Annotated in this window: 20 protein-coding genes and 2 tRNA genes; 9 read left to right on the top strand and 13 right to left on the bottom strand. The window is 55.5% G+C overall.

The genetic code is table 11. The features are described 5' to 3' along the window. Positions 1–120: 120 nt before the first annotated feature. The 6 genes from HMPREF1487_RS07370 (at position 121) to HMPREF1487_RS07345 (ending at position 8,745) form a co-directional block, all read left to right on the top strand. Positions 121–1,896 carry an acyl-CoA dehydrogenase C-terminal domain-containing protein gene (locus HMPREF1487_RS07370; RefSeq protein ID WP_010795997.1) on the top strand — a complete coding sequence of 592 codons (1,776 nt, stop codon included), beginning with the start codon at positions 121–123 and terminating at the stop codon, positions 1,894–1,896. Positions 1,897–2,169: 273 nt separating this feature from the next. Continuing rightward, a complete protein-coding gene (locus HMPREF1487_RS26705; protein WP_010795996.1) occupies positions 2,170–2,328 on the top strand; it encodes a YqaE/Pmp3 family membrane protein in 159 nt (52 codons plus the stop codon). A gap of 145 nt (positions 2,329–2,473) precedes the next feature. Then, positions 2,474–6,022: a response regulator gene (locus HMPREF1487_RS07360; RefSeq protein WP_010795995.1), complete on the top strand. Its 3,549-nt coding sequence runs from the start codon at positions 2,474–2,476 to the stop codon at positions 6,020–6,022. Between the two features lie 2 nt (positions 6,023–6,024). Continuing rightward, positions 6,025–6,846 (top strand): CheR family methyltransferase, encoded by an 822-nt coding sequence (locus HMPREF1487_RS07355; protein ID WP_010795994.1) that lies wholly within the window; start codon positions 6,025–6,027, stop codon positions 6,844–6,846. 5 nt (positions 6,847–6,851) lie between these two features. After that, positions 6,852–7,463 (top strand): chemotaxis protein CheB, encoded by a 612-nt coding sequence (locus HMPREF1487_RS07350; protein WP_010795993.1) that lies wholly within the window; start codon positions 6,852–6,854, stop codon positions 7,461–7,463. Continuing rightward, positions 7,456–8,745 carry a hybrid sensor histidine kinase/response regulator gene (locus HMPREF1487_RS07345; RefSeq protein ID WP_010795992.1) on the top strand — a complete coding sequence of 430 codons (1,290 nt, stop codon included), beginning with the start codon at positions 7,456–7,458 and terminating at the stop codon, positions 8,743–8,745. The genes HMPREF1487_RS07350 and HMPREF1487_RS07345 overlap by 8 nt, the downstream gene beginning before the upstream one ends. A 66-nt stretch (positions 8,746–8,811) precedes the next feature. On the opposite strand, the gene HMPREF1487_RS07340 is transcribed toward HMPREF1487_RS07345, so the two are convergent. The 5 genes from HMPREF1487_RS07340 to rpsU all read right to left on the bottom strand — a co-directional run bounded on the left by HMPREF1487_RS07340 (position 8,812) and on the right by rpsU (position 13,396). Continuing rightward, a tRNA-Gln gene (locus HMPREF1487_RS07340) sits at positions 8,812–8,886 on the bottom strand. 18 nt (positions 8,887–8,904) lie between these two features. Further along, positions 8,905–8,981: transfer RNA gene (locus HMPREF1487_RS07335), tRNA-Ile, on the bottom strand. Between the two features lie 87 nt (positions 8,982–9,068). Continuing rightward, entirely contained in the window at positions 9,069–10,919 is a 1,851-nt protein-coding gene (gene rpoD, locus HMPREF1487_RS07330; RefSeq protein WP_010795991.1) for an RNA polymerase sigma factor RpoD, read from the bottom strand. Between the two features lie 78 nt (positions 10,920–10,997). Continuing rightward, a complete protein-coding gene (gene dnaG / locus HMPREF1487_RS07325) occupies positions 10,998–12,932 on the bottom strand; it encodes a DNA primase (protein ID WP_010795990.1) in 1,935 nt (644 codons plus the stop codon). A 248-nt stretch (positions 12,933–13,180) separates the two neighbouring features. Continuing rightward, positions 13,181–13,396, bottom strand: coding sequence for a 30S ribosomal protein S21 (gene rpsU / locus HMPREF1487_RS07320; RefSeq protein WP_010795989.1), 216 nt, complete (start codon positions 13,394–13,396; stop codon positions 13,181–13,183). A gap of 204 nt (positions 13,397–13,600) precedes the next feature. On the opposite strand from rpsU, the gene tsaD reads away from it, so the two are divergent. Continuing rightward, positions 13,601–14,626: a tRNA (adenosine(37)-N6)-threonylcarbamoyltransferase complex transferase subunit TsaD gene (gene tsaD / locus HMPREF1487_RS07315; protein ID WP_026004189.1), complete on the top strand. Its 1,026-nt coding sequence runs from the start codon at positions 13,601–13,603 to the stop codon at positions 14,624–14,626. A gap of 55 nt (positions 14,627–14,681) precedes the next feature. Here the strand turns inward: tsaD and plsY are convergent, their stop codons facing one another. Then, positions 14,682–15,251: a glycerol-3-phosphate 1-O-acyltransferase PlsY gene (plsY, locus tag HMPREF1487_RS07310; protein ID WP_010795987.1), complete on the bottom strand. Its 570-nt coding sequence runs from the start codon at positions 15,249–15,251 to the stop codon at positions 14,682–14,684. A gap of 112 nt (positions 15,252–15,363) precedes the next feature. On the opposite strand from plsY, the gene folB reads away from it, so the two are divergent. Then, positions 15,364–15,717, top strand: coding sequence for a dihydroneopterin aldolase (gene folB, locus HMPREF1487_RS07305; protein ID WP_010795986.1), 354 nt, complete (start codon positions 15,364–15,366; stop codon positions 15,715–15,717). Further along, positions 15,708–16,244 carry a 2-amino-4-hydroxy-6-hydroxymethyldihydropteridine diphosphokinase gene (folK, locus tag HMPREF1487_RS07300; protein WP_010795985.1) on the top strand — a complete coding sequence of 179 codons (537 nt, stop codon included), beginning with the start codon at positions 15,708–15,710 and terminating at the stop codon, positions 16,242–16,244. Before folB ends, folK begins: the two co-directional genes overlap by 10 nt. Here the strand turns inward: folK and HMPREF1487_RS07295 are convergent. The 7 genes from HMPREF1487_RS07295 to apaG all read right to left on the bottom strand — a co-directional run bounded on the left by HMPREF1487_RS07295 (position 16,223) and on the right by apaG (position 24,159). After that, positions 16,223–17,398: a multifunctional CCA addition/repair protein gene (locus tag HMPREF1487_RS07295; RefSeq protein WP_010795984.1), complete on the bottom strand. Its 1,176-nt coding sequence runs from the start codon at positions 17,396–17,398 to the stop codon at positions 16,223–16,225. The two genes, folK and HMPREF1487_RS07295, sit on opposite strands and share 22 nt — an antisense overlap. Positions 17,399–17,489: 91 nt before the next feature. Next, positions 17,490–19,037 carry a SpoVR family protein gene (locus tag HMPREF1487_RS07290; protein ID WP_010795983.1) on the bottom strand — a complete coding sequence of 516 codons (1,548 nt, stop codon included), beginning with the start codon at positions 19,035–19,037 and terminating at the stop codon, positions 17,490–17,492. Then, complete coding sequence (locus HMPREF1487_RS07285) at positions 19,034–20,308, bottom strand: YeaH/YhbH family protein (protein ID WP_010795982.1); 1,275 nt, start codon at positions 20,306–20,308, stop codon at positions 19,034–19,036. Before HMPREF1487_RS07285 ends, HMPREF1487_RS07290 begins: the two co-directional genes overlap by 4 nt. 138 nt (positions 20,309–20,446) lie before the next feature. Continuing rightward, complete coding sequence (locus HMPREF1487_RS07280; RefSeq protein WP_010795981.1) at positions 20,447–22,369, bottom strand: PrkA family serine protein kinase; 1,923 nt, start codon at positions 22,367–22,369, stop codon at positions 20,447–20,449. A gap of 259 nt (positions 22,370–22,628) precedes the next feature. Continuing rightward, positions 22,629–22,955, bottom strand: coding sequence for a thiosulfate sulfurtransferase GlpE (gene glpE, locus HMPREF1487_RS07275; protein WP_010795980.1), 327 nt, complete (start codon positions 22,953–22,955; stop codon positions 22,629–22,631). Positions 22,956–22,957: 2 nt separating this feature from the next. After that, positions 22,958–23,779: a symmetrical bis(5'-nucleosyl)-tetraphosphatase gene (locus HMPREF1487_RS07270; RefSeq protein WP_010795979.1), complete on the bottom strand. Its 822-nt coding sequence runs from the start codon at positions 23,777–23,779 to the stop codon at positions 22,958–22,960. Then, the gene (gene apaG / locus HMPREF1487_RS07265; RefSeq protein ID WP_010795978.1) at positions 23,779–24,159 is read right to left on the bottom strand and encodes a Co2+/Mg2+ efflux protein ApaG; all 381 of its coding nucleotides are present in this window, start codon (positions 24,157–24,159) and stop codon (positions 23,779–23,781) included. Before apaG ends, HMPREF1487_RS07270 begins: the two co-directional genes overlap by 1 nt. Positions 24,160–24,181 lie beyond the last annotated feature (22 nt).

Here is a 24,181-nt window from a genome sequence, read left to right as displayed (position 1 = left end):
GACCGAAGCTGACTATCTGGTCGCATCATGAACCTATGGCCCTTTTGGCGTGTTCGCTACACTCAGGGAATACTCACAAAAAGCGCCGGATACCCTGCGCCTCTGCTGGAGGATTGCCCCATGGCTGACTACCAAGCTCCCCTACGTGATATCCGTTTCCTGCTCAATGATGTGTTCAAGGTGCAGGAGGCGTGGCAGCAGTTACCTGAGCTGGCGGAGCGGGTCGATACCGAGACGGCCGACGCCATCCTGGAAGAAGCGGCCAAGGTGGCTGCCCGCACCCTGTCTCCACTCAACCGCAATGGGGATGAAGAGGGCTGCCGTTGGGAAGGGGGCAAGGTGATTACGCCAAAAGGCTTCCGGGAGGCGTATACCGTCTATGCCGAAGGCGGTTGGGTAGGCGTAGGCGGTGACCCCGAGTACGGTGGTATGGGCATGCCCAAAGTGATTTCTGCTCAGGTCGAGGAAATGGTCCATGCGGCCAATCTATCCTTTGGCCTGTACCCCATGCTCACAGCGGGCGGTTGCCTGGCCATCCATGCCCATGCCAGCGAAGAGCTGAAAACGAGGTACCTGCCCAACCTCTATTCCGGTGTATGGGCAGGCTCCATGTGCCTGACCGAGCCCCATGCCGGCACAGACCTGGGCATCATCCGCACCCGTGCCGAACCGCAGGCGGATGGCAGTTATGCCATTACCGGTACGAAGATCTTTATTACAGCCGGTGAGCATGACCTGACGGAAAACATCATCCACCTGGTGCTCGCGAAGCTTCCGGACGCACCTGCCGGCTCCAGAGGCATTTCACTTTTCCTCGTTCCAAAGGTCTTGGTCAATGAGGACGGCAGCCTTGGCGAGCGCAATACCCTGGCGTGCGGCTCCATCGAGCACAAGATGGGTATTCATGGCTCCAGTACCTGCGTGATGAACTTTGATGGCGCCAAGGGTTATCTGGTCGGTGAGCTCAATAAAGGGCTGGCTGCCATGTTCACCATGATGAATTACGAACGCCTGGGTGTAGGTATTCAAGGGCTGGGAGCAGGGGAGCGTTCCTATCAGAGTGCCGTTGAGTACGCCCGTGAGCGCCTGCAAAGCCGCGCGGCAACCGGCCCTTCTGCGCCTGAAAAGGCGGCTGACCCTATCATCGTTCATCCTGACGTACGTCGCATGCTGTTGACCATGAAGGCCTTGAACGAGGGCGGTCGTGCATTTTCCACCTATGTTGCGATGCAGCTCGATATCGCCAAGTTCAGCAACGATGCTCAGGTGCGCTCACGTGCCGAAGGCATGGTGGCGCTATTGACTCCTGTAGCCAAGGCTTTCCTGACAGATCTAGGGCTCGAGATTTGCGTGCATGGCCAGCAGATCTTTGGTGGGCATGGGTACATTCGTGAATGGGGACAGGAGCAGCTGGTACGAGACGTTCGTATTACCCAGATATACGAGGGCACCAACGGTATCCAGGCGCTGGATCTGATGGGGCGCAAGGTCGTAGGGTCGGCGGGAAGCCTGTATCGGCCTTTCTCGGAAGAGATCAGAGCCTATATCGAAATACTGAATGGCACGTCGTCCGAGTTTGCCGAACCGCTGCGAGCAGCGCTGGATAACCTGGACGCCCTGACCGAGTGGGTCATGAACGAGGCCAAAACCAATCCGAACGAGATAGGTGCAGCATCGGTGGAGTACCTGCATGTGTTGGGTTATACCGCCTATGCCTACCTGTGGGCGCGCATGGCTGAAGCCGCATTGCAAAACGATCATGCCGAGCTGCGCAGTAGCAAGCTCGCAACGGCACGGTTCTACTTTGCCCGACTGCTACCTCGCATTCATTCGTTGACGGCTTCGGTAAAGGCAGGCAGCGGTGTGTTGTATGAGCTGGAGGCTGAGCAATTCTGATGTAAGCAAATACTTACAGAATGTTGCATGACTTGGCTCTATTAACCCTACATTTATAGGGAATATCATTCAGCTATCGAGTTCAGCGCAGGAAGCGCCCCAGTCAAAACAGGGAGTTAGAGGATTGCGCCAGGACGGTGCCCGATACGGAAATCCTCCATAGTCTGCAAAGCCCCGCTACGGTGGGGTTTTTTCTGCCTGGCATTCGAGGAACCGACTCCCGTGCAATAGGTCCTATAGCTGTTTCGACGGCCTGTTACGAGGAGCTTGCAAATGGACCTGATCAGAATTATCTGCGCCATCATCCTTCCGCCCCTAGGCGTTTTCCTGCAGGTTGGTCTCGGAGGCGCTTTCTGGTTGAACATCCTGCTGACCCTTTTGGGCTATATTCCAGGCATTATTCATGCTGTCTGGATCATCGCTCGACGTTAGTCCAGTCAATGGATAATCCGGCTCGCGATTGAATTAATTGAACGCGGGCCGCTTCGCTTTCCGTTTTTTCGTGCATGCTTGCCGTACTGCGGCTGCCTTGCAGCAGGTGGCCGCTTTTTCATTCATGACTGATATTGAGTAACGCATGAATCGTGAGTCGCCTGTCGATCAGCAAAGCTTTCGTCGAATCCTGAGCCGTAACCTGACTCTGCCATTAGGGATCGGTTTTCTTACTTCGGCGTTCTTTGTTGCTGTCGTTTATTACCTTCTTTCCGTAAACCAGTGGATCGAGCATACCGATCGGGTTATCAGTAGCAGTAACAATGTATTCAGGCTCGCGGTAGATCTGGAAACAGGTATGCGGGGTTATCTGCTAAGTGATGATCAATCCTTTCTTGAGCCCTACCAGCGTGCACAGGCTACGTTTCAGCCTCAGTTGGATGAGCTGAAAAGTCTGGTTTCAGATAACGAGGTCCAGCTACGTCGGCTTGAGCGCATTGAAAGCTTGCATCGTTCCTGGCGTGAATATGCGTCTCGAATGATCGCGTTGAATCAGCAGAACGGCGACTTCATGAAGCACGTACGCGACGGCGAAGGCAAAGACTTGATTGATGCTATCCGTCGCGACTTCAATGATTTCATTGCATTGGAGCAGCAGCAACGAGCCGAGCGTAGTTCAACGGCCAGTCAGGCCACCATCATCATTGTTGCGTCATTTCTGTGTGTCAGCCTCTTGCTGAGCGGCCTGCTGGCCTTCCTGGGGCGCCGTGAGCTGACGCGCTTGTCTAATACCTACACCACCGCGCTGGATCAGCAGCTCGATCATGCCGAGCAAATGCAACGGCAAGCTTGGTACCGTGCCGGACAGATGCAGCTCTCCGAACAGGTGATTGGCCAGCAGACGTTGCCACTGCTGGGGCAAAGTATCCTGCAGTTCCTGGCCCGCTACCTGGGTGCTTCTGCAGGGGCGATCTATATCGTCCAGGACGATAACCGTAAGCTGGAGCGCGTAGCCGAATATGCGTTGAGCGAAGAGAACCTTTCCACGAGACGCACGCTGGCCTTGGGTGAAAGCCTGGTGGGACAGGCGGCTCTGGAGTCGCGCATCATTGAGCTAAAGGATCTGCCGCGTGATTATCTGAAGGTCAGCTCGGCCGTCGGCGAGACCACTGCCGCAGCGGCCCTGATCGTACCGATTGAAAGCGATGGCATGGTCAATGGCGTGGTGGAGCTCGGCTTTACCCGCAGTCTGGAAGCGCGGGATACCGAGTTGCTCAAGCTTGTCTCCTCAGCGATTGGTTCTTCCATCGAGGCCGGCAAGTATCGCCAGCGTCTGCAAAAGCTGTTGGCCGAGACCCAGCAGCTCAACGAAGAACTGCAGGTACAGCAGGAAGAACTCCGCACCGCCAACGAAGAGCTCGAAGAGCAGTCCCGTGCGCTCAAGGAGTCTCAGGCGCACCTCGAGCAGCAGCAGGCCGAGCTTGAGCAGACCAACGAGCAGCTCTCCGAGCAGACCCATGAGCTGCAACAGCAGCGCGACATGCTCGACGAGCGCAACAACCTGCTCAACGCAGCGCAGACTGAACTGGAAGATCGGGCTCGCGAGCTTGAGCGGGCTAGCCAATACAAGTCCGAATTCCTGGCCAACATGTCCCATGAACTACGGACACCGCTCAACAGCTCGCTTATCCTGGCCAAGCTGCTGGCCGATAACACGGATGCGAACCTTACTGCCGAGCAGGTCCGTTTTGCAGAGTCCATCTATTCTGCTGGCAATGACCTGCTCAACCTGATCAACGATATCCTCGACATTTCCAAGGTCGAGGCAGGCATGCTGGAAATCAGGCCTGAGCAGGTGTCCGTCAAGCGTGTTGTCGACACCCTGAAAAACGCGTTCAATCCCGTGGCCGATAGCCGTGAGCTGTCTTTCACGGTGGATCTTGCCGACGATCTGCCTGGCTTTGTGTACTCGGACCGGCAGCGTATCGAACAGATTCTCAAGAACCTGCTTTCCAATGCATTCAAGTTTACCGAGCGAGGCGGCGTCACGCTCAAGGTGACACTCGACCGGAACCAGGTCGCGTTTGCGGTCACCGACTCGGGTATTGGGATTGCGCCAGATCAGCAGGAAGTCATCTTTGAAGCCTTCCGTCAGGCCGATGGCGCAACGACCCGTCGTTACGGCGGTACCGGTCTAGGGCTTTCCATTTCTCGCGATCTGGCCAAGCTGCTGGGGGGCTCCATTGAAGTGCAGAGCGTTCCGCAGCAAGGCAGTACCTTCACCTTGCGCCTACCCCTGCAGTATGAGCAGCCACTCATTGCCGACGCACCTGCTCCCCGTGTTCAGGCAGCCCCCGCGCCACGTTCTGTCAGCGAGTCGCCAGCTCCAGTAGCGGTTGCTGCACCGGTCGCTGCCGCGCCGTCATCGGCGCAAGTACCGAAGACCGATGAAATAAACCCGGCTCGCCCGAGACCATTCCCGGATGACCGTGAAAAATTCCCCTTCCCGGATCGCAAGGTGCTGGTGATTGAGGACGAGCCACAGTTTGCACGTATCCTTTACGATCTGGCCCATGAGCTGAAATACAGCTGCCTGGTGGCACATGGGGCCGATGAAGGCTTCGACGTCGCAACCGAGTTCACGCCAGATGCCATTCTGCTGGACATGCGCCTGCCCGACCATTCAGGCCTTACCGTGCTTGAGCGGCTCAAGGAGAATCCCCATACACGGCATATTCCGGTGCATGTGGTATCGGTTGAGGATCGGGTCGAGGCCGCCATGCACATGGGGGCCGTTGGCTATGCCATGAAGCCTACCACCCGTGATGAGCTCAAGACCGTCTTCAGTCGACTCGAAGCCAAGTTTTCGCAGAAGATGAAGCGCATTCTCCTGGTCGAAGACGATGCGCTGCAGCGCGACAGCATCACCAAGCTCATCGGTGATTCGGATGTGGAAATCACGGCAGTGGAGCTTGGCCAGGAAGCGCTTGAGCTGCTGCGCAACAATATCTATGACTGCATGGTAATCGACCTCAAACTGCCCGATATGGAAGGCAACGAGCTGCTTGAGCGCATGGCCAATGAAGAGATCTGCTCCTTCCCGCCGGTCATTGTCTATACCGGGCGCAGTCTGACCCGTGATGAAGAAGCGAACCTGATGAAGTACTCGCGCTCGATCATCATCAAAGGAGCCCGTTCGCCCGAGCGTCTGCTGGATGAGGTCACACTCTTCCTGCACAAGATCGAAGCCGACATGCCGCCTGAGCGCCAGAAAATGCTCAAGACTGCCCGCAGCCGCGACAAGGCATTCGAAGGTCGTAAGCTCCTGTTGGTAGATGACGACGTACGCAATATCTTTGCCCTTACCAGTGCGCTCGAGCAAAAGGGAGCGATCGTCGAAATCGCCCGTAACGGTCTTGAGGCGGTGGAGAAGGTACAAACGATTGAGGGTATTGATCTTGTACTCATGGACATCATGATGCCAATGATGGACGGCTATCAGGCCATGCAGGAAATTCGCAAGATTCCTTACCTGCAAAAACTGCCCATTATTGCCATTACTGCCAAGGCCATGAAGGACGACCAGGAGCGTTGTCTGCGTGCCGGTGCCAATGACTATCTGGCCAAGCCTGTCGATCTGAACCGACTGTTTTCATTAATCAGGGTATGGATGCCGTCACTGGAGAAGCTGTAACCATGTGTCCCGACCGTACCCTGGATATTGAGCTGCGCTTGCTCATCGAGGGTATCTATCTCAAATACAGCTACGACTTTCGGGATTATTCCGGCGCTTCGCTCAAGCGCCGGGTGCTCCATGCGCTGTCGAAGTTTGAATGCGAAACCATTTCAGAGCTGCAGGCTCGCGTGCTGCATGATCCGCAACTGTTCAGCGAGCTGCTCCAGTTCCTGACGATTCCGGTCAGCGAGATGTTTCGTGACCCCACCTATTACCTGGCCATTCGAGAGCACGTAGTCCCTGTGCTCAAGACCTATCCATCGCTCAAGATCTGGATTGCCGGGTGCAGTACGGGGGAGGAAGTCTACTCCATGGCCATCCTCTTCAAGGAAGAGGGGCTGCTGGACCGTACGTTGATTTACGCCACCGATATCAATCCACAATCGCTGGATCGCGCCCGGCAGGGCGTCTTTCCGCTGGAGCGGGTGCGTAAATACACACAAAGCTATCAGCTGGCCGGCGGTAAGAATTCCTTTTCCGACTATTACACAGCCGCCTACGATGGGGCGCTGTTTGATAAGTCACTGATGGCCAATGTCACCTTTGCCGACCATAGCCTGGCTACGGACATGGTGTTTTCTGAGACGCACTTCATCTCCTGCCGAAATGTTCTGATCTATTTCAACAAAGGCTTGCAGAATCGCGCGTTCGGTTTGTTTCATGAGTCGCTGTGCCACCGAGGCTTTCTCGGACTCGGCAGCAAGGAGTCGCTCGATTTCTCTGCCTATGCGGGTCATTTCGAACCGGTCGTCAAAAAAGAACGACTTTTCAGGCGGTTATAATCGTCATGAAACAAGGGCCGGATACCCTCTTTTCGCTGCCGCAGCGGCAAATTGAAGCAATTGTTGTAGGCGCTTCCGCGGGTGGGCTACAAGCACTTAGTGTACTATTGGTCGGCTTGGTCGAAACTTTTCGCCTGCCTATCGTCGTGGTAGTACACATGCCCGAGGACAAGGACAGTAAACTAGCGGAAATTTTCCGGCTGCGTCTGGAGATAGACGTTAAGGAAGCAGATGAAAAGGAACCGCTGCACCCTGGCACGCTGTACTTTGCGCCGCCTGGGTACCATCTGCTGATCGAACAGGACAAAACGCTCTCCCTGAGCCGGGAAGAGCGTGTGCACTTTTCGCGGCCTTCAATCGACGTATTGTTCGAAAGTGCTGCAGACGTATTTGGCGAGCACCTTTGTGGTGTTCTACTGACCGGAGCCAATGAGGACGGCGCGGCAGGCTTGAGAGCGATCCACCGTGCCGGTGGGTTGACCGTGGTTCAGGATCCGGCTGAAGCCTTCGTGCCTACGATGCCGGAAGCGGCTCTCAAGTTGTTTACTCCTGATTTCATTTTGCCTGTCAGAGACATTAATACATTGCTCGTCGAGCTGGAACAGAACAATGCTTAAAGAAGTGAATACAGCAAAGATTCTCATCGTTGACGATCTTCCAGAGAATCTTTTGGCACTTGAGGCGTTGTTGAAACACGAGGACCTCTCTGTATTCAAGGCAGGTTCTGCCGAGGCTGCGCTTGAGCTATTGCTCGTACACGAATTTGCGCTTGCCATTCTGGACGTGCAGATGCCGGTCATGAACGGCTTCGAGCTTGCCGAAATGATGCGAAGTACCGAGAAGACCAAACATATTCCAATCGTCTTTGTCAGTGCTGCCGGTCATGACCGCAACTATGCCTTCAAAGGCTATGAGAGCGGAGCTGTAGACTTTCTTTACAAGCCGCTCGACATCCATGCGGTCAAGAGTAAGGTCAGCGTATTCGTGGACCTGTACCGGCACCGCAAGGGCATGCGGCGTCAGCTTGAGGCGCTTGAGCGTAGCCGTCAGGAGCAGGAGGTACTGCTGGCCGAGCTGCGCCAGACGCAAGTTGAATTGCAGCATGCGGTGCGGATGCGCGACGACTTCATGTCTATCGTTTCTCATGAGCTGAAGACCCCGCTCAATACCCTGATTCTTGAAGCCCAGCTGCGCAAAATCTACCTGGGCAAGAACAATATGGCAGCTTTTACGCCTGAAAAGCTGATGGAGATGGTCGAGCGGGACGAGCGTCAGGTACAAAAGCTGGTACGTCTGATTGATGACATGCTCGACGTATCCCGTATCCGGACGGGCAAGTTGTCTATCCGACCTTCCCGTTTCGATCTGGTGAAACTGGTTTCCAGTATCGTCGAAAATTTCATGCCGCAACTCAACGCGACTGGCTGTGACGTCACGGTAGAGCTTCCCGAATACATCGAAGGGGAGTGGGACGAATTCCGAATCGAGCAGGTTGTTGCCAATCTGCTTACCAATGCCATGCGCTACGGTGCAGGCAAGCCCGTTCATGTGAAACTGGATGTCAAGGACGGCTGTGCTGTACTTAGCGTACGGGACTTTGGTATCGGTATCTCGCCTGAGAATCAGGAGCGTATTTTCCGCCAGTTTGAGCGCGCTAGTGGAAGCGAAGGCGTTGCAGGGCTGGGCTTGGGGCTTTATATCGCCGATCAGATCGTCAAGGCGCACCGTGGCACGATAGGTGTCAGCAGCATCGAAGGACAGGGGGCTACGTTCAGCGTGACGCTTCCTCTCGGCGAGTCGACGGCGACTGAATCGGCCAAGCCGAGGTTGACCCTGGTAGAGACAGGTATGCATTCCGCGCAGGGCTCGGCCTCCGGATCGTCAGGTCTGAAGGCGTAAGGAGAGCAGAAATAAAAAAGGCTTACCGAGGTAAGCCTTTTTTATTGCGCGCTTGGCGCTGAGATATGGCAGGGGCGGCTGGATTCGAACCAACGCATGGCAGGATCAAAACCTGCTGCCTTACCGCTTGGCGACGCCCCTGTAATACTTTCGAATTTCTGGTGGGCCCGGAGAGACTCGAACTCTCGACCAAAGGATTATGAGTCCTCTGCTCTAACCGACTGAGCTACAGGCCCTACGAGAGGGGCGCATTATACCCATATAGAAGCAAATGGCAAAATAAAGCGCATAAAAAAACCGGAGCGTTTGCTCCGGTTTTTCATTTACTCGTCGAGGAACGAGCGAAGATGCTCGCTACGAGACGGATGACGCAGCTTACGCAAAGCCTTGGCTTCGATCTGACGAATACGCTCGCGTGTCACATCGAACTGCTTACCGACCTCTTCAAGCGTATGGTCAGTATTCATATCGATGCCGAAACGCATGCGCAGTACCTTGGCTTCACGAGCCGTCAGTCCTGCCAGTACATCGCGAGTCGCTTCCTTCAGGCTTTCGCTGGTCGCTACCTCGATCGGAGACTGCATGGTGGAGTCTTCGATGAAGTCACCCAGGTGCGAATCTTCATCATCACCAATCGGTGTTTCCATGGAGATTGGCTCTTTAGCGATCTTCAATACCTTGCGGATCTTGTCCTCAGGCATATCCATACGCTCACCCAGCTCTTCCGGCGTCGGCTCGCGACCCATTTCCTGCAACATCTGGCGGGAAATACGATTGAGCTTGTTGATCGTCTCGATCATGTGAACCGGAATACGGATGGTCCGTGCCTGGTCCGCAATGGAGCGGGTAATCGCCTGACGAATCCACCAGGTCGCATAGGTGGAGAACTTGTAGCCGCGGCGGTATTCGAACTTGTCTACCGCCTTCATCAGACCGATGTTGCCTTCTTGGATCAGATCAAGGAACTGCAAGCCACGGTTTGTGTACTTCTTGGCGATCGAAATCACGAGACGCAGGTTGGCCTCAACCATCTCTTTTTTCGCCCGACGAGCCTTGGCTTCGCCGATGGACATGTTGCGGTTGATCTCCTTGATCTCGGCAACTGTCAGATCAAGCTCCTTTTGCAGGGCAATCAGCTTTTCCTGGTTGCGCTGGATATCAGGACGCAGGCGCTCAATCGCTTCGGCATACTTGGGCTTGTTCTTGAGAACCTTGTCTACCCACTCAAGGTTGGTTTCGTTGCTCGGGAACGAACGCAGGAAATCAGCGCGGGGCATACGTGCATCACGTACACACAGCTGCATGATGGCGCGTTCCTGGGCACGAACACGATCCAGCGACTCGCGAACGCGGCCTACCAGTATCTCGTACTGCTTGGGTACCAGCTTGATCGGCATGAACAGCGTGGCCAGGGCCACTAGCTCTTCAATGGCCTGATCGCTGCTACGGCCATGCTTCTGGAGCGCCTTTTGGGTTTTCTCCAGTTGTTCGGCTACGGCTGCGAAGCGCTGACGAGCTTCTTCCGGGTCCGGACCGCTTTCGGTCTCTTCCTCGGAATCATCGCTCTCGCTTTCTTCTTCGTCGTCGCTCTGGGCTGCAGCGGCATCCTTGGCCTTGGGCACAGGAATGTCATCGCTTTCGCTCTCAGGCAGCGTGCCGTCATCGGGATCGATGTAGCCGCTGAGAACGTCAGACAGGCGACCGCCTTCGGACGTAACCCGATCATATTCGCTGAGAATGTATTCAACCGAGCCCGGGAAGTGAGCGATAGCGCTCATGACTTCACGGATACCTTCCTCGATACGCTTGGCGATTTCGATTTCGCCTTCACGGGTCAAGAGTTCAACGGTACCCATCTCACGCATGTACATGCGCACGGGGTCGGTGGTACGACCAACATCGCTTTCAACTGCTGCCAGTGCGGCGGCGGCTTCTTCAGCGGCGGCTTCATCGGTATCCGCTTCTGCGAGCAGTAGGGTATCCGCATCCGGAGCTGTTTCGAATACGTTGATCCCCATGTCGTTGATCATGCGGATGATGTCTTCCACCTGTTCTGGATCGGAGATATCCTCCGGCAGGTGATCGTTGACTTCCGAGTACGTCAGGTAACCCTGCTCGCGACCGCGGGCGATCAACTCTTTAAGACGAGATTGCTGTTGCGCTTTTCCGGACATAAACACCCTTCCACGAAGGCATAGGCGGGCAAAAATAAGCTGAGTATTATAGCCGATCAGGCGGCTTTCTTGCCAGAATCAGGTTGATGGCACAGCTGGGCGGCTAAGAAGCTCGCGCAGACGGTCCTTCTCTTCAATGCTGAGTTCGCTTTGGCGCGCCTTGCGGAGCAGCTGTTCAAGGCTGCGTTCACGCTGGCTTGCTGCAAGCCTAGTAATGGTGTCGAAAAACTGTTGTTCAAGGTTATCACCTGAAATCAACCACTCTTTTTCGGCTAAAACACGTAATAGTTTGCCTTGTTCAGTGCCGTGCCAGCGTGCCAGCAGCTGCAACGTGCTCTGTTCGGGCTTCTTCTGCAAGGCATCAACCAGGGCAACAAGAAGCTGTGCGTACTGGTCATTTTCTTCGGCAATGTTCTTTGCATCCTGAACCTGCAAGGCCAGCGAAGGGCGGTGTACCAGGCTGCGTAATGCGGCAAGCGTAGGCGGTTCAACCTTTACCGGCTCGCGTGGGGCACGCATGGCAGGGTCACCTTTGAAGCCGAACGACTTCTTGCCGCGGAACCCATTTTTCCCGCCATACGAGGGCTTGCCTGTGCGAGTGCTCGGGTAGGGCGCAGCAGGCGCAGGTGAGTCATAGCCGCTGTCGTAGTAGGCATCCTGCTCGTAGTAAGGCTCGTCCGTAGGCCGTGGTGTCGCGGCTGGTGCGCTGGCAAACTGATTGAGCGACTCGTTGTTGAGCCCGGTCAGCTCGGTCAGGCGCAGGCGCATGAGCGCTTTCAGGTTATTTCCCGGGACCTTTTCAATCAGCGGTATGGCCAGTGTCGCCAGGTGCGCCTTTCCCTCCAGAGTAGACGGGTCAGCCTCGGCTGCCAGTTGCTGGAAGAAATACTCGGCCAGTGGCAGCGCCTGCTGGACGAAACGTGCCTGAAACGCGTCCGGGCCCTCTGATCTGACGAGAGAATCTGGATCTTCGCCTTCGGGAAGAAAGAGAAAGCGGATCTTGCGACCGTCCTGTAGGGTGGGGAGCGCTGATTCCAGCGCGCGCCATGCTGCGCTACGACCGGCCTTGTCGCCATCAAAGCAGAACAGAATTTGAGGCACCAGACGAAACAAGCGCTTGATGTGCTCCTCACTGGTAGACGTACCCAGGGTGGCAACAGCATTTCGTATGCCTTGCTGCGCCAGGGCAATCACGTCCATATAGCCTTCCACGACAATGATCTCGTCAAGATCGCGGTTGGCTCGGCGAGCCTCGAACAGCCCGTACAGCTCTTGACCCTTATGGAAAACAGGCGTTTCCGGAGAGTTAAGGTACTTGGGTTTCTCATCGCCCAGGACTCGGCCACCAAACGCGATAACGCGCCCACGGCTGTCCTTGATCGGAAAAATGACCCGATCACGGAAACGATCGTAGCGTTTGCCGTTTTCGGTATTTTCAATCAGTAAACCAGCCTCGATCATGGCTTTTTGCTGAAGCTCGTCACCTGCCAGATGCTTGAGCAGATTGTCCCAGCCAGGCGGTGCGAATCCCAGGCCATAATCACGCGCGATCTCGCCGGTCAGGCCGCGTTTCTTCAGGTAATCCACCGCGGCTTTACGCTGGGGGTGACTCTTGAGCGACTGACGATAGAACGTGGCTGCGTCGGCCAGCAGCGCATACAGCGGAGAGTCCACCATCTGCCGCGGCTTGCGTGGGCCGCCACTGGTGCTTTCTTCCCGGGGAACGTCAAGACCGGCTTTTCTGGCCAGCTCTTCAACAGCTTCGGGAAACTCTAGATTGTCATGGTCCATGACAAAGCCGAGGGCATTTCCGCCTGCGCCGCAGCCGAAGCAGTAATAGAACTGCTTGTCTGGACTTACGCTGAACGAAGGGCTCTTTTCGTTATGAAAAGGACAGAGCGCACTAAAATTCTTGCCGGTTTTTTTTAGCTTGATGCGTGACCCTACCACTTCGACAATGTCGGTGCGGTTGAGCAGGTCGTCGATAAAGCTCTGGGGGATCAATCCGGCCATGGTGCATTCGGCTCAGGGAGGGCCATTAGCATACGCGATGAAAAACGGTTGCTTCCATGCGCAGGTCGCTTGGTTGAATTATAAATTCGACTATCGAAACTTGAGCATACTAACGCACGTTGCGAAAGGATGTTCAACAGGAATGCGCCAGGCATGGGACATGCTTGACAGGTGGTGCGGATTAGCAGATCACATACGTTCAGCCCGACCAGTGGTCGGGCGGAGCCGTTAGCCTTGCAGGCGTCTGATCAGTACAGACGCTCGCGGCGGCGCTGTTCGCGCTGCACTTTCTTGGCATGACGCTTAACAGCAGCAGCTGCCTTGCGCTTACGCTCGGAAGTAGGCTTCTCGTAGAACTCGCGGCTGCGAACTTCAGCCAGAACACCGGCTTTTTCGCAAGAGCGCTTGAAACGACGCAGGGCTACGTCGAAGGGTTCGTTTTCTTTGACTTTGACGGCGGGCATCCAGGTCGTACCTTCAATGTTTTACCGGGGGTTGATTCAACGCTTGAGGCCTTGGCCATGTAAAGCGTCGGTTTTTAAGGGTTGCGGATAGTAACGCTTCGCCGGGGTAAATGCAAAGCTTCCGGACGAAAGCACTGGTCTGAGCAAATGGGTGGGATTATCATGCCTTCCTTCATTCATCGTCAGGCCGAAGGCCATCTGCCCATGCGTGTTCTGGGACTCGAAACGTCCTGCGACGAAACAGGTGTCGCACTCTTTGACAGCGAACGTGGACTTTTGTCCGATGCGCTATTCAGTCAAATCGATTTGCATCGTGTTTATGGTGGGGTAGTGCCTGAATTGGCCTCCCGTGACCATGTAAAACGAATGCTTCCTCTTATTAATCAGGTATTGGCTGAGGCAGGCAGCAAGCCGGCCGATGTCGATGCCATTGCCTATACGGCCGGTCCGGGCCTGGTCGGTGCGCTGCTGGTAGGCGCCTCCTTTGCCCAGGCGCTGAGTCTGGCATGGGGTGTTCCGGCGTTGGGGGTTCATCACATGGAAGGCCATTTGTTGGCGCCCATGCTGGAGGAGCAGCCGCCGGAATTTCCGTTCGTCGCCTTGTTGGTGTCTGGTGGCCATACGCAGCTTGTACGGGTGGACGGTATCGGCCGTTATCAGCTTCTGGGCGAGTCGGTAGACGATGCTGCGGGGGAAGCCTTTGACAAGACTGCCAAGCTCCTGGGGCTCGGTTATCCAGGCGGGCCGGAGATTGCTCGACTTGCGCTCAATGGCAATCCTGATCGCTTTGTCTTTCCGCGTCCGATGACAGACCGGCCTGGTCTGGATTTCAGCTTCAGCGGTTTAAAGACTTTTGCTCTTAACACCTGGCAGCAATGCGAGGCGGCAGGGGATAACAGTGAGCAGACGCGTTGCGATATCGCCTTGGCCTTTCAGCGTGCGGTCGTCGAGACGCTGACGATCAAGTGCAAGCGTGCCCTTAAGCAAACAGGCCTCAAGTCTCTGGTAATTGCTGGCGGTGTCAGCGCCAATACTGCGCTGAGAACCTCGTTGGAGACCATGCTCAAGGAGCTACGTGGGCATGTCTTTTATGCCCGCCCACGTTTCTGTACGGACAACGGCGCCATGATTGCGTATGCCGGTTGCCAGCGTCTGCTGGCCGGTCAGCAGGATGGCCCCGCCATTCAGGTGCAGGCACGTTGGCCAATGGAGCAGTTACCGGCGGTCTGAGTAACGTCAAGGGCGTGATCTGGCAAATCTTTTGGGACAAAAGCTGTCACGCTCTCTAGAAGTGACGTTCTCGTCCTGCCAGCAAGGCTTTGAGATTGGCACGGTGGCGAAGCACGATAAGGATGGTCAGCGCGAGCAGAGGCAATAACGCGGCATGTTGTTGCCAGGCGATAAGCGGCAGGCACAGCAACGTGGCGGCCAGTGCAGCCAGGGAGCTGATACGGGTCATTGCGAAGACGATTCCCCAGATGCCAGCCGCCAGCAATGCAGCCCAGGGATACAGGCCTAGCAACATACCGGCCGCTGTGGCGACGCCTTTGCCGCCGCGAAACTGAAAGTAGAGCGGATAGACATGGCCCAGTACTGCTGCCAGACCGATCCAGGCCTGCTCGACCTCTGACAGGCCCAGGGTACGTGCCAGGAGAATAGGGACGAGGCTTTTGCTCAGGTCGCCTAGTAATGTCAGGATGGCAAGGCGCTTGCCACCAAGACGAAACATGTTGGTTGCACCGGGATTGCCTGATCCACTGGTTCTGGGATCGTTAAGGCCAAAGGCGCGGCTGAGCAGGACGGCAAACGATACGGAGCCGAGCAGGTAGGCAAAAGTGGCCAGCAACCAAACCATGATGATGTTCCCGGAGGGGCAGTCCCTTCAGATTCTAATGGGAATCTTCGTCTGACCGCGATACGGTGGCTGGGCTTTTCAAATAATGCGCATATGGGCGCTGGAGAGGGTCGTGGACAAGGTATTCATCGAGGGACTGGAAGTTGACACCGTTATTGGTGTGTATGACTGGGAGCGCGAAATTCGTCAATGCTTGCGTCTGGATGTCACCATGGCTTGGGACATTCGTCCTTCCGCCGAGAGCGATGAACTGGACAAGACGTTGAATTACGCCGCGGTGGCAGAACGTATTACAGCGTTCGCCCAGCAGTCGAGCTTCCAGTTGGTCGAGACGTTTGCCGAGCGCCTGGCCAGTCTCTTGATGCAGGAGTTTCAATTGCCCGGGTTGCGGCTGAAGATTACCAAGCCGGGTGCCGTACCGACGGCGGCAGGGGTTGGTGTGGAGATCGAGCGCGGATGTCTCTGACCACGGTATACCTGGGCCTTGGCAGCAATACCGCGCGTGAGCAGCATCTGACGGCGGCACTGGAGGCCTTGTCCGCCTTATGCGGAGAGCTGGCATGCTCTCCCGTTTTTGAAAGCGAGGCCGTGGGTATCAAGAGCGAGCCGTTCTTCAACCTGGTCGTCAAGGCCCAGACAGAATTGTCCCTGGCTGACTTGATTGTTCGCTTAAAGCACATCGAGGCTGATAATGGCCGATACGCGGCAGATCGTACCGGTTTGCCGCTTGATATCGACATTCTGACCTATGGCGATCTCGTAGGAAACCTGGATGGGCTGATTCTGCCGCGGGCAGAAATTCTCAAGAATGCCTTTGTGCTTTGGCCGCTCTCGTTATTGGCCGCCACAGTCAGGCATCCTGTCGATGGCCGTGATTACGCTTCTCTTTGGGCTGCGATGCCCAAGGTCCAGCGTTTATGGCCGGTACCGTTTACATGGCGTGGACAGGCATTGACGCCAGCCACGCTGTGTCAGGCCTTTCCAGCTGAATAGTCACGGCAATACGCCTCGATGGCCTCGAGGCGCGACTGCTTCAAAGCCTCCCCAAGTTCGGCGCCTTTAAGTCCTCTCTCCAATAAAGGTTGTACTGTTACTGCGCGTGCAGCCTGCGCAACCGAGCGCATGTAATTTGCCTGCGCATAGGGGAGTGCTGCGTCATAGTGGTCCATTTCACAGGCTTGAAGGAACTCCTCGAAGCGAGCCGGCCGACGGAACAGGTCGAAGCACTGGAATAGCGCCAGAAGCGCTGTTGAGCTCAGCTCGGCTGCACGCTGGACGTGCGGGTGATACTGGCTGACCAATAACGCCAGCTCACTGCAGTCACGCGGCAACTTGAAGCGGTTATTGATGGCTTCGATCGTGTCGGTAACCTGGTTTGGCTCGTGTTGATCGCCCTTCACCTGCATGAGTAGACATGACCAGCGTATGGGAAGGGGTTGCTTATGACTGGCGCATTGGCGCAGTACCCGCAAGGTATGGCTGGTAGACGGAGAGGCATCGGCTTTGAGCAGGGAGTCGATCTCGGGTATCAGTACAGCCAGCGCACCACAGACATGCAGGGTTTGAATGAAAACATCCGGCCTTGACTCCATCAGCGCCCGGGAGATTTCTTTCCACATGCGCTCGGGTGTCAGGGCGTCCAGTTCACCGCTGGTCGCCATGCGCTGCATCAGCTCAAGGGTCTCCGGAGCGACATTAAACCCAAGCGGAGCATAGCGGGCCGCAAAACGAGCTACGCGCAGCACCCGCAATGGGTCCTCCATGAACGCTGGGGACACATGGCGCAGCAGACGTGCATGTAGATCCTTCAGGCCACCATAGGGATCAATCACGTGGCCCGCTTCGTCTTCTGCCATTGCGTTGATGGTCAGATCGCGGCGGATGAGATCGTCTTCCAGGGTGACGTCCGGGTCTGCAAAAAAGGTGAAGCCGCCATAGCCACGACCACTTTTACGTTCAGTGCGCGCCAGGGCGTATTCCTCACCGGTCTTGGGATGAAGGAAAACAGGAAAGTCCGCGCCGACGGGGCGAAAACCCTGAGCGGTAAGCTCTTCAGCGGTACCTCCGACAACAACCCAATCGACTTCCGTAACGGGCTGCCCTAGCAATCGATCCCGGACCGCGCCACCCACCTTGTATATCTGCATGCTTCACCTCCTGAAGGCAGCAGGATAACGATGAAGTAGGTAAACGCCAAAAAGGATGTAAAGAAACAAGGCCTCACAGGAGGCCTTGGATTTAGATGGGCGAGATAGCGATGTCGGTACGCCGAGGGTCAAGGTCCCGGTGGCCGTCCCGGGGCGGAACGTGCTGGGTGCTGACGATCTGATCGCCCTGAGCGGTTTCAAGGTGAATGTCAAAGCCCCATAAGCGATGCAAGTGCTTGAGTACCTCCTCGGTAGAATCGCCCAGGGGTTTGCGATCATGCTGGGTATGCCGCAACGTGAGCGAGCGATCACCGCGACGGTTGATATTCCAGATCTGGATATTAGGCTCACGATTGCCCAGATTGTACTGGGCTGCCAGCTGCTCACGAATCAGGCGATAACCCCGATCATCATGAATTGCCGCGACTTCCAGCTCATCACGGTGATCATCGTCCAGAATGCTGAACAGCTTGAGATCCCGGATAACCTTGGGCGACAGGAATTGAAGGATAAAGCTTTCGTCCTTGAAGCTCTTCATCGCGAACGTAACGGTAGAGAGCCAGTCGCTGCCTGCGATATCCGGAAACCAGCGCTTGTCTTCTTCGGTAGGATTCTCACAGATCCGGCGAATATCGCGGAACATGGAAAAGCCCAAGGTGTAAGGGTTGATGCCGCTGTAATAGGGGCTGTCGAAGCTTGGCTGGTAGATCACGCCTGAGTGAGACTGCAGGAACTCGAACATGAAGCCATCGGTTACGAGGCCTTCATCGTAGAGATCGTTGAGCAAGGTGTAATGCCAGAAGGTTGCCCAGCCTTCATTCATTACCTGCGTTTGCCGCTGCGGATAGAAGTACTGAGCGATCTTGCGCACGATCCGGATAACTTCACGCTGCCAGGGCTCTAGCAGCGGGGCATGTTTCTCAAGAAAATAAAGAATATTTTCCTGAGGCTCAGACGGGAAACGCGCATCCTCTTCGTGTTTATCCTTGTCGCCCATCTTGGGGATGGTGCGCCAGAGGTCATTTACTTGGCGCTGCAGGAGCTCCTCACGCTCTTTTTGCCGACGGCGCTCCTCTTCAGCGGAAATGGGATAGGGCCGCTTGTAGCGATCCACACCATAATTCATGAGCGCATGGCATGAATCGAGGAGGTCCTCTACCGCATCGATGCCATGGCGTTCTTCGCATTGCGTGATGTACTGCTTGGCGAACACTAGGTAATCGATGATGGAGCTGGCGTCTGTCCAGGTCCGGAACAGGTAATTGCCCTTGAAGAAGCTGTTATGCCCATAACAGGCGTGGGCAATCACAAGGGCTTGCATCGTAATGGTGTTTTCCTCCATCAGATAGGCGATGCAGGGATCTGAATTGATCACGATTTCATAGGCCAGACCCATTTGCCCGCGCTTGTAATGTTTTTCGGTATGCAGGAAGTGCTTACCATAAGACCAGTGGTTATAGCCGATGGGCATGCCAACGGACGCGTAGGCGTCCATCATCTGCTCGGCTGTGATGATTTCAATTTGGTTGGGATAGGTATCCAGCGCATAGCGCTTGGCGATACGACCGATTTCCCGGTCGTAGGCCTGTACGAGCTCGAATGTCCATTCCGAGCCGGTGGAAATAGGCTGACGCTTCATGACACAAGCCTCCGCTGGAACAGTTCACGAAACACCGGGTAGATGTCGGCAGCCGATACGATCTGCTGTTGCGAAAAGGACTCGGGAAACGCCCCGCGCACCTGTTCGTATTCGTACCACAAGGCCTGATGTTCCCGTGGCGTGATCTCTACATAGGTGTAGTACTGCATGAACGGCAGTATCTGGCGGACTAGGATATCTCTGCAGATAGGCGAGTCGTCATTCCAGTTGTCACCGTCCGAGGCCTGCGCGGCATACAGGTTCCACTCGTTGATGGGATACCGCTCCGCCATGATTTCCTGCATGAGCTTCAATGCACTGGATACAATCGTGCCGCCCGTTTCACGGGAATAGAAAAACTCCTCTTCATCCACTTCACGCGCGCTAGTGTGGTGACGAATAAACACCACATCGATTCGCTCGTAATTACGCTTGAGAAACAGATAGAGCAGGATGAAAAAGCGCTTGGCGATGTCTTTAGTCGCCTGAGTCATCGAGCCGGAAACATCCATCAGACAGAACATCACTGCCTTTGAACTTGGCGTAGGCTGTTTGCTCAACAGGTTGTACTTGAGGTCAAAGGTATCCAGGAACGGGACCTTATCGATCCGGGCGCGCAGACGCACAATCTCGGCTTCGAGCGCCTGGATATCAGTGATGTTGTCCGGCTCCTCGACACGCAGGCGTGCAAGCTCTGCCTTGACTTCGCGCAGCTTGTTGCGGCTCCCGCCCGACAGAGCAATTCGCCGGGCATGAGCGGAGCGTAAAGTCCGGATGATATTGATGCGCGACGGATTCCCTTCGCTGCTGATACCAGCACGTACTGTCTTGAACGTGTCACTGCCGGTCAGCTGTTTTTTCACCAGATTCGGCAGTTCAAGATCCTCGAACATGAAGTCGAGAAATTCGTCCTGGGTAATCTGGAACACGAAGTCATCCATGCCTTCGCCACTGTTGCTGGCCTTGCCTTGGCCTGCGCCGCCACCACCGCCTCCTTGGGGGCGCGGAATGCGGTCTCCTGAAGAAAATTCCTTATTACCGGGATGAACGGTCGTTTGCTTGCCGCCACGACCGTGATGCAGCACGGGCTCATCAATGTCGCGGCCAGGAATACTGATCTGCTCGCCATGCTCCATATCGGTAATGGAACGGCGGCTCACGGCCTCTTCGACCGCCTTCTTGATGTGCTCGCGGTAACGCCGCAGAAAACGTGTACGGTTTACCGTGCTCTTATTCTTGCCATTCAAACGCCGGTCGATGACATAACTCATAGACGCCCTCCGGGCTCGGAAATGGAGCAGTCCGCGGTCCTACGATAGGCTTGGCATATTGCGATTTGCCTACCGCCGGACAGGTCACGGCAGAGCACGGTCACGCCGTCTCTGCCTGTGACGATACGACTGCGTTCTTTACTGCGATTTCCGTACCCGCAGATACCACTCGGACAGCAACCGCACTTGCTTCTCGGTATAGCCACGCTCGACCATGCGAGTCACAAAGTCGTTGTGTTTTTGTTGGTCCTCCTTGCTTGCCTTGGCGTTGAAGCTGATAACCGGCAGGAGATCCTCGGTGTTCGAGAACATCTTCTTCTCGATGACCGTGCGCAGCTTCTCGTAAGAGAGCCAGCTGGGATTCTTGCCATTGTTATTGGCACGCGCGCGCAGCACAAAGTTGACGATCTCGTTGCGGAAGTCTTTTGGATTGCTGATGCCTGCCGGCTTCTCGATCTTCTCCAGCTCCTCGTTTAGCGCCGCGCGATTGAGAATTTCACCTGTTTCCGGGTCACGGTATTCCTGATCCTGAATCCAGAAATCGGCGTACAACACGTAGCGGTCAAAAATGTTCTGTCCGTATTCGCTGTACGATTCAAGGTAGGCGGTTTGAATCTCCTTGCCGATGAACTCGACATAACGAGGTGCCAAGTATTCCTTGATAAAGCGCATGTAGCGCTCGCGGACTTCTGCCGGAAACTGCTCCTGCTCGATCTGCTGCTCAAGCACATACAGTAAATGAACAGGGTTGGCTGCAATCTCGTTGGCATCGAAGTTGAAGACACGGGAAAGAATCTTGAAGGCAAAACGGGTCGACAAACCGTTCATGCCTTCATCGACACCTGCTGTATCGCGATACTCCTGAATCGACTTGGCCTTGGGATCAGTGTCCTTCAGGTTTTCACCGTCGTATACCCGCATCTTGGAGTAGATATTCGAGTTCTCAGGCTCTTTCAGGCGTGAAAGTACAGAGAACTGCGCCAGCATTTTGAGCGTATCGGGCGCGCAATGAGCTTTGGATAGAGAGCTGTTGATGAGGAGCTTGTCGTAGATCTTCATCTCATCCGAAACACGCAGGCAATACGGGACCTTGACGATGTAGATACGGTCGATGAAGGCCTCGTTATTCTTGTTGTTACGGAAGGTATGCCATTCTGATTCGTTGGAGTGGGCCAGGATGATCCCACTGTAGGGCAGGGCACCCAGACCTTCGGTACTGTTGTAGTTGCCTTCCTGAGTTGCGGTCAGGAGTGGGTGCAGCACCTTGATAGGTGCCTTGAACATTTCCACAAATTCCATCAAGCCTTGGTTGGCTCGGCATAAAGCGCCTGAGTAGCTATAGGCGTCTGCATCGTTTTGCGGATATTCCTCGAGCTTGCGAATGTCGACCTTGCCGACAAGCGCGGAAATGTCCTGGTTGTTCTCATCGCCTGGCTCGGTCTTGGCGATAGCGATCTGGTTAAGGATGGAGGGGTGCAGCTTTACAACACGGAACTTGCTGATATCTCCGCCGAACTCCTGCAATCGCTTGGCTGCCCAAGGCGACATGATGCTGCGCAGATAGTGGCGAGGAATGCCATAGTCCTCTTCAAGAATCTGGCCATCTTCATCAGGATTGAATAGGCCCAGCGGAGATTCAAAGACCGGAGAGTCCTTGATGGCATAAAACGGAACACGCTCGATCAGCTGCTTGAGCTTTTCCGCCAATGACGATTTACCACCCCCTACAGGACCCAGGAGATAAAGGATCTGCTTTTTCTCTTCGAGGCCTTGGGCAGCGTGCCGAAAATACGAAACGATCTGCTCGATGCAATCTTCCATCCCGTGGAAGTCTGCAAAAGCAGGGTAACGACGGATCACCTTGTTGGAAAAGATGCGCGAAAGGCGCGGATCGCTGGCGGTATCTACCAGCTCCGGTTCACCAATAGCCATGAGCATGCGCTCAGCGGCACTGGCATAGGCAGTACGGTCCTTCTTGCAGATCTCAAGATATTCCTGAAGGGAATATTCTTCCTGACGAGTCGCTTCGAAACGCCCCTGGAAGTGACTGAAAATGCTCATGACGTCTCCTCGCTGGATACCCTCGAGCCGGCTGGGATCGGTCGTACGCGTGCACGGAAAACAGCAACAGTCGACGGAGCAACCGTTTGGAATTCCCCCGAACACCTAATGGTCGTACCGATGGCCCGCCGGAAATCCGGCTCCCTGAATGGGAAGGCCTAATCCAAGAATAGTCCGATTATGGAGATGTGGAAGCCCCTCTTTAGACTTATGTGTAACGGGATCGTCAAAAGCGTGTGCTAAGCACTTGAAGGATCAATCAAAACGAGCCGCTTTCCGTCTCGTCGGGATATACGCTTCGCCAGACTTCGAAGCCGCCATCGAGGCTGTAGACTTCACTGAAGCCCTGCTGGGAAAAAAAGGCGGCAGCGCTCTGGCTTGAATGACCGTGATAGCACACGACAACCAGCGGCTGATCCATATCGGCCTGGGCCATGAAGTCGGGCAGGGTCTGGTTATCGATCCGCTGAGAGCCCGCAATATGCAGGGTGGCGTAGCTATGAGGGTCGCGGATATCCACAACTGTTGCGCCACGCTGGCGCAGCTCCAGCGCCTGTTCAGGATCAATGCAGTGAAACTCGCTCATCTTTAGCCTCCTTCCTGGCAGGCGCAACTGTGGCGCTCGCCGGTATCGACATTCATTAAGGTCATTTTGTTGCCCCAGACACAGCCGGTATCCAGCGCAAACACGCCTGGCTCATCGCAGCGGCCTTCGAGTGCCGCCCAATGGCCAAAGATCAGCCGATGCTGACGCGTCAGACGACCAGGATGGCTGAACCAGGGGGCATAGCCGTCAGGCGCACTGCCGGAGGCTTCCTTGGTTTTCAACTCCAGCGTGCCGTCCGGTGCGCAGAAACGCATGCGCGTCAGGTAGTTGGTAATAACGCGCCAGCGAGTGGCACCCTCCAGGCTCTCCTCCCAGAGTGCCGGCTCATTGCCGTACATACCGTCTATGAACTGTGGAAAGTGCTCATCATCCCGTAGGACAGTTTCTACTTCCTTGGCCAGGGAGAGTGCCTTCTCCAGCGTCCACTGCGGCGGCAGACCAGCATGAACCAGAATCGTATCGCGCGGCTCATCGTAATGAAGAAGCGGCTGCTGGCGAAGCCAGGAGAGCAGCTCGTCGCAGTCTGACGCCTTGAGGATCTTGCGCAGCGTATCGCTTTTCTTCATGCGTTCGGGATGGAGCGAAACCGCCAGAAGATGAAGGTCATGGTTGCCCAGTACGGTGACGATGGATTCCCGCATGTCATACAGGAAACGCAGCGTTTCCAGTGATTGCGGGCCACGGTTGACTAGGTCACCAACCAGCCAGAGACGGTCCTGCGCAGGATCGAAGTCTACTTCTTCGAGCAGGCACTTGAGCGGGTCAAGGCAACCTTGCAAGTCGCCAACGGCATAAAGCGTCATCAGTGTAAGGAACCTGGAACAGCGAGGCGGAAGGGCGCAATAACGGCATCGAAGGTATGGCCGTCACTGGCCTCCATCTGATAACTGCCACGCATACTGCCTACGCGGGTTTCGAGCACCGTACCGCTGCTGTATTGGTGCGTTGCTCCTGGTGCAAGTACAGGCTGTTCGCCTACCACACCAGCACCGCGCACCTCCTGGGTTCGACCATTGCCATCGGTAATGATCCAGTGGCGTGCATGCAGCTGTGCCGGCAGGCTGCCTTCATTGGTAATGGTGACGTCATAGGCGAAGGCGAAGCGATTCTGCGCCTCCTGAGACTGCTCCGGCAGGTAGCGTGTGGAAACAGCTACTTTAATGGAATAGCGTGGGTCGGACACTGAGGCTGACCTCTTAAATATT

Source organism: Pseudomonas sp. HPB0071 (genome assembly GCF_000478505.2).
Classification (GTDB): Bacteria; Pseudomonadota; Gammaproteobacteria; order Pseudomonadales; family Pseudomonadaceae; genus Chryseomonas; species Chryseomonas luteola.
The sequence above is the reverse complement of the archived record's forward strand: the minus strand, read 5'-3'. Positions and strand labels throughout refer to the sequence as shown.

Bases quoted from the DNA above. Each gene is read 5' to 3' on its own strand.
- HMPREF1487_RS07370 (WP_010795997.1), top strand. From the start codon at position 121: ATGGCTGACTACCAAGCTCCCCTACGTGATATCCGTTTCCTGCTCAAT.
- HMPREF1487_RS26705 (WP_010795996.1), top strand. From the start codon at position 2,170: ATGGACCTGATCAGAATTATCTGCGCCATCATCCTTCCGCCCCTAGGC.
- HMPREF1487_RS07360 (WP_010795995.1), top strand. From the start codon at position 2,474: ATGAATCGTGAGTCGCCTGTCGATCAGCAAAGCTTTCGTCGAATCCTG.
- HMPREF1487_RS07355 (WP_010795994.1), top strand. From the start codon at position 6,025: ATGTGTCCCGACCGTACCCTGGATATTGAGCTGCGCTTGCTCATCGAG.
- HMPREF1487_RS07350 (WP_010795993.1), top strand. From the start codon at position 6,852: ATGAAACAAGGGCCGGATACCCTCTTTTCGCTGCCGCAGCGGCAAATT.
- HMPREF1487_RS07345 (WP_010795992.1), top strand. From the start codon at position 7,456: ATGCTTAAAGAAGTGAATACAGCAAAGATTCTCATCGTTGACGATCTT.
- rpoD (WP_010795991.1), bottom strand. From the start codon at position 10,919: ATGTCCGGAAAAGCGCAACAGCAATCTCGTCTTAAAGAGTTGATCGCC.
- dnaG (WP_010795990.1), bottom strand. From the start codon at position 12,932: ATGGCCGGATTGATCCCCCAGAGCTTTATCGACGACCTGCTCAACCGC.
- rpsU (WP_010795989.1), bottom strand. From the start codon at position 13,396: ATGCCCGCCGTCAAAGTCAAAGAAAACGAACCCTTCGACGTAGCCCTG.
- tsaD (WP_026004189.1), top strand. From the start codon at position 13,601: ATGCGTGTTCTGGGACTCGAAACGTCCTGCGACGAAACAGGTGTCGCA.
- plsY (WP_010795987.1), bottom strand. From the start codon at position 15,251: ATGGTTTGGTTGCTGGCCACTTTTGCCTACCTGCTCGGCTCCGTATCG.
- folK (WP_010795985.1), top strand. From the start codon at position 15,708: ATGTCTCTGACCACGGTATACCTGGGCCTTGGCAGCAATACCGCGCGT.
- HMPREF1487_RS07295 (WP_010795984.1), bottom strand. From the start codon at position 17,398: ATGCAGATATACAAGGTGGGTGGCGCGGTCCGGGATCGATTGCTAGGG.
- HMPREF1487_RS07290 (WP_010795983.1), bottom strand. From the start codon at position 19,037: ATGAAGCGTCAGCCTATTTCCACCGGCTCGGAATGGACATTCGAGCTC.
- HMPREF1487_RS07285 (WP_010795982.1), bottom strand. From the start codon at position 20,308: ATGAGTTATGTCATCGACCGGCGTTTGAATGGCAAGAATAAGAGCACG.
- HMPREF1487_RS07280 (WP_010795981.1), bottom strand. From the start codon at position 22,369: ATGAGCATTTTCAGTCACTTCCAGGGGCGTTTCGAAGCGACTCGTCAG.
- glpE (WP_010795980.1), bottom strand. From the start codon at position 22,955: ATGAGCGAGTTTCACTGCATTGATCCTGAACAGGCGCTGGAGCTGCGC.
- HMPREF1487_RS07270 (WP_010795979.1), bottom strand. From the start codon at position 23,779: ATGACGCTTTATGCCGTTGGCGACTTGCAAGGTTGCCTTGACCCGCTC.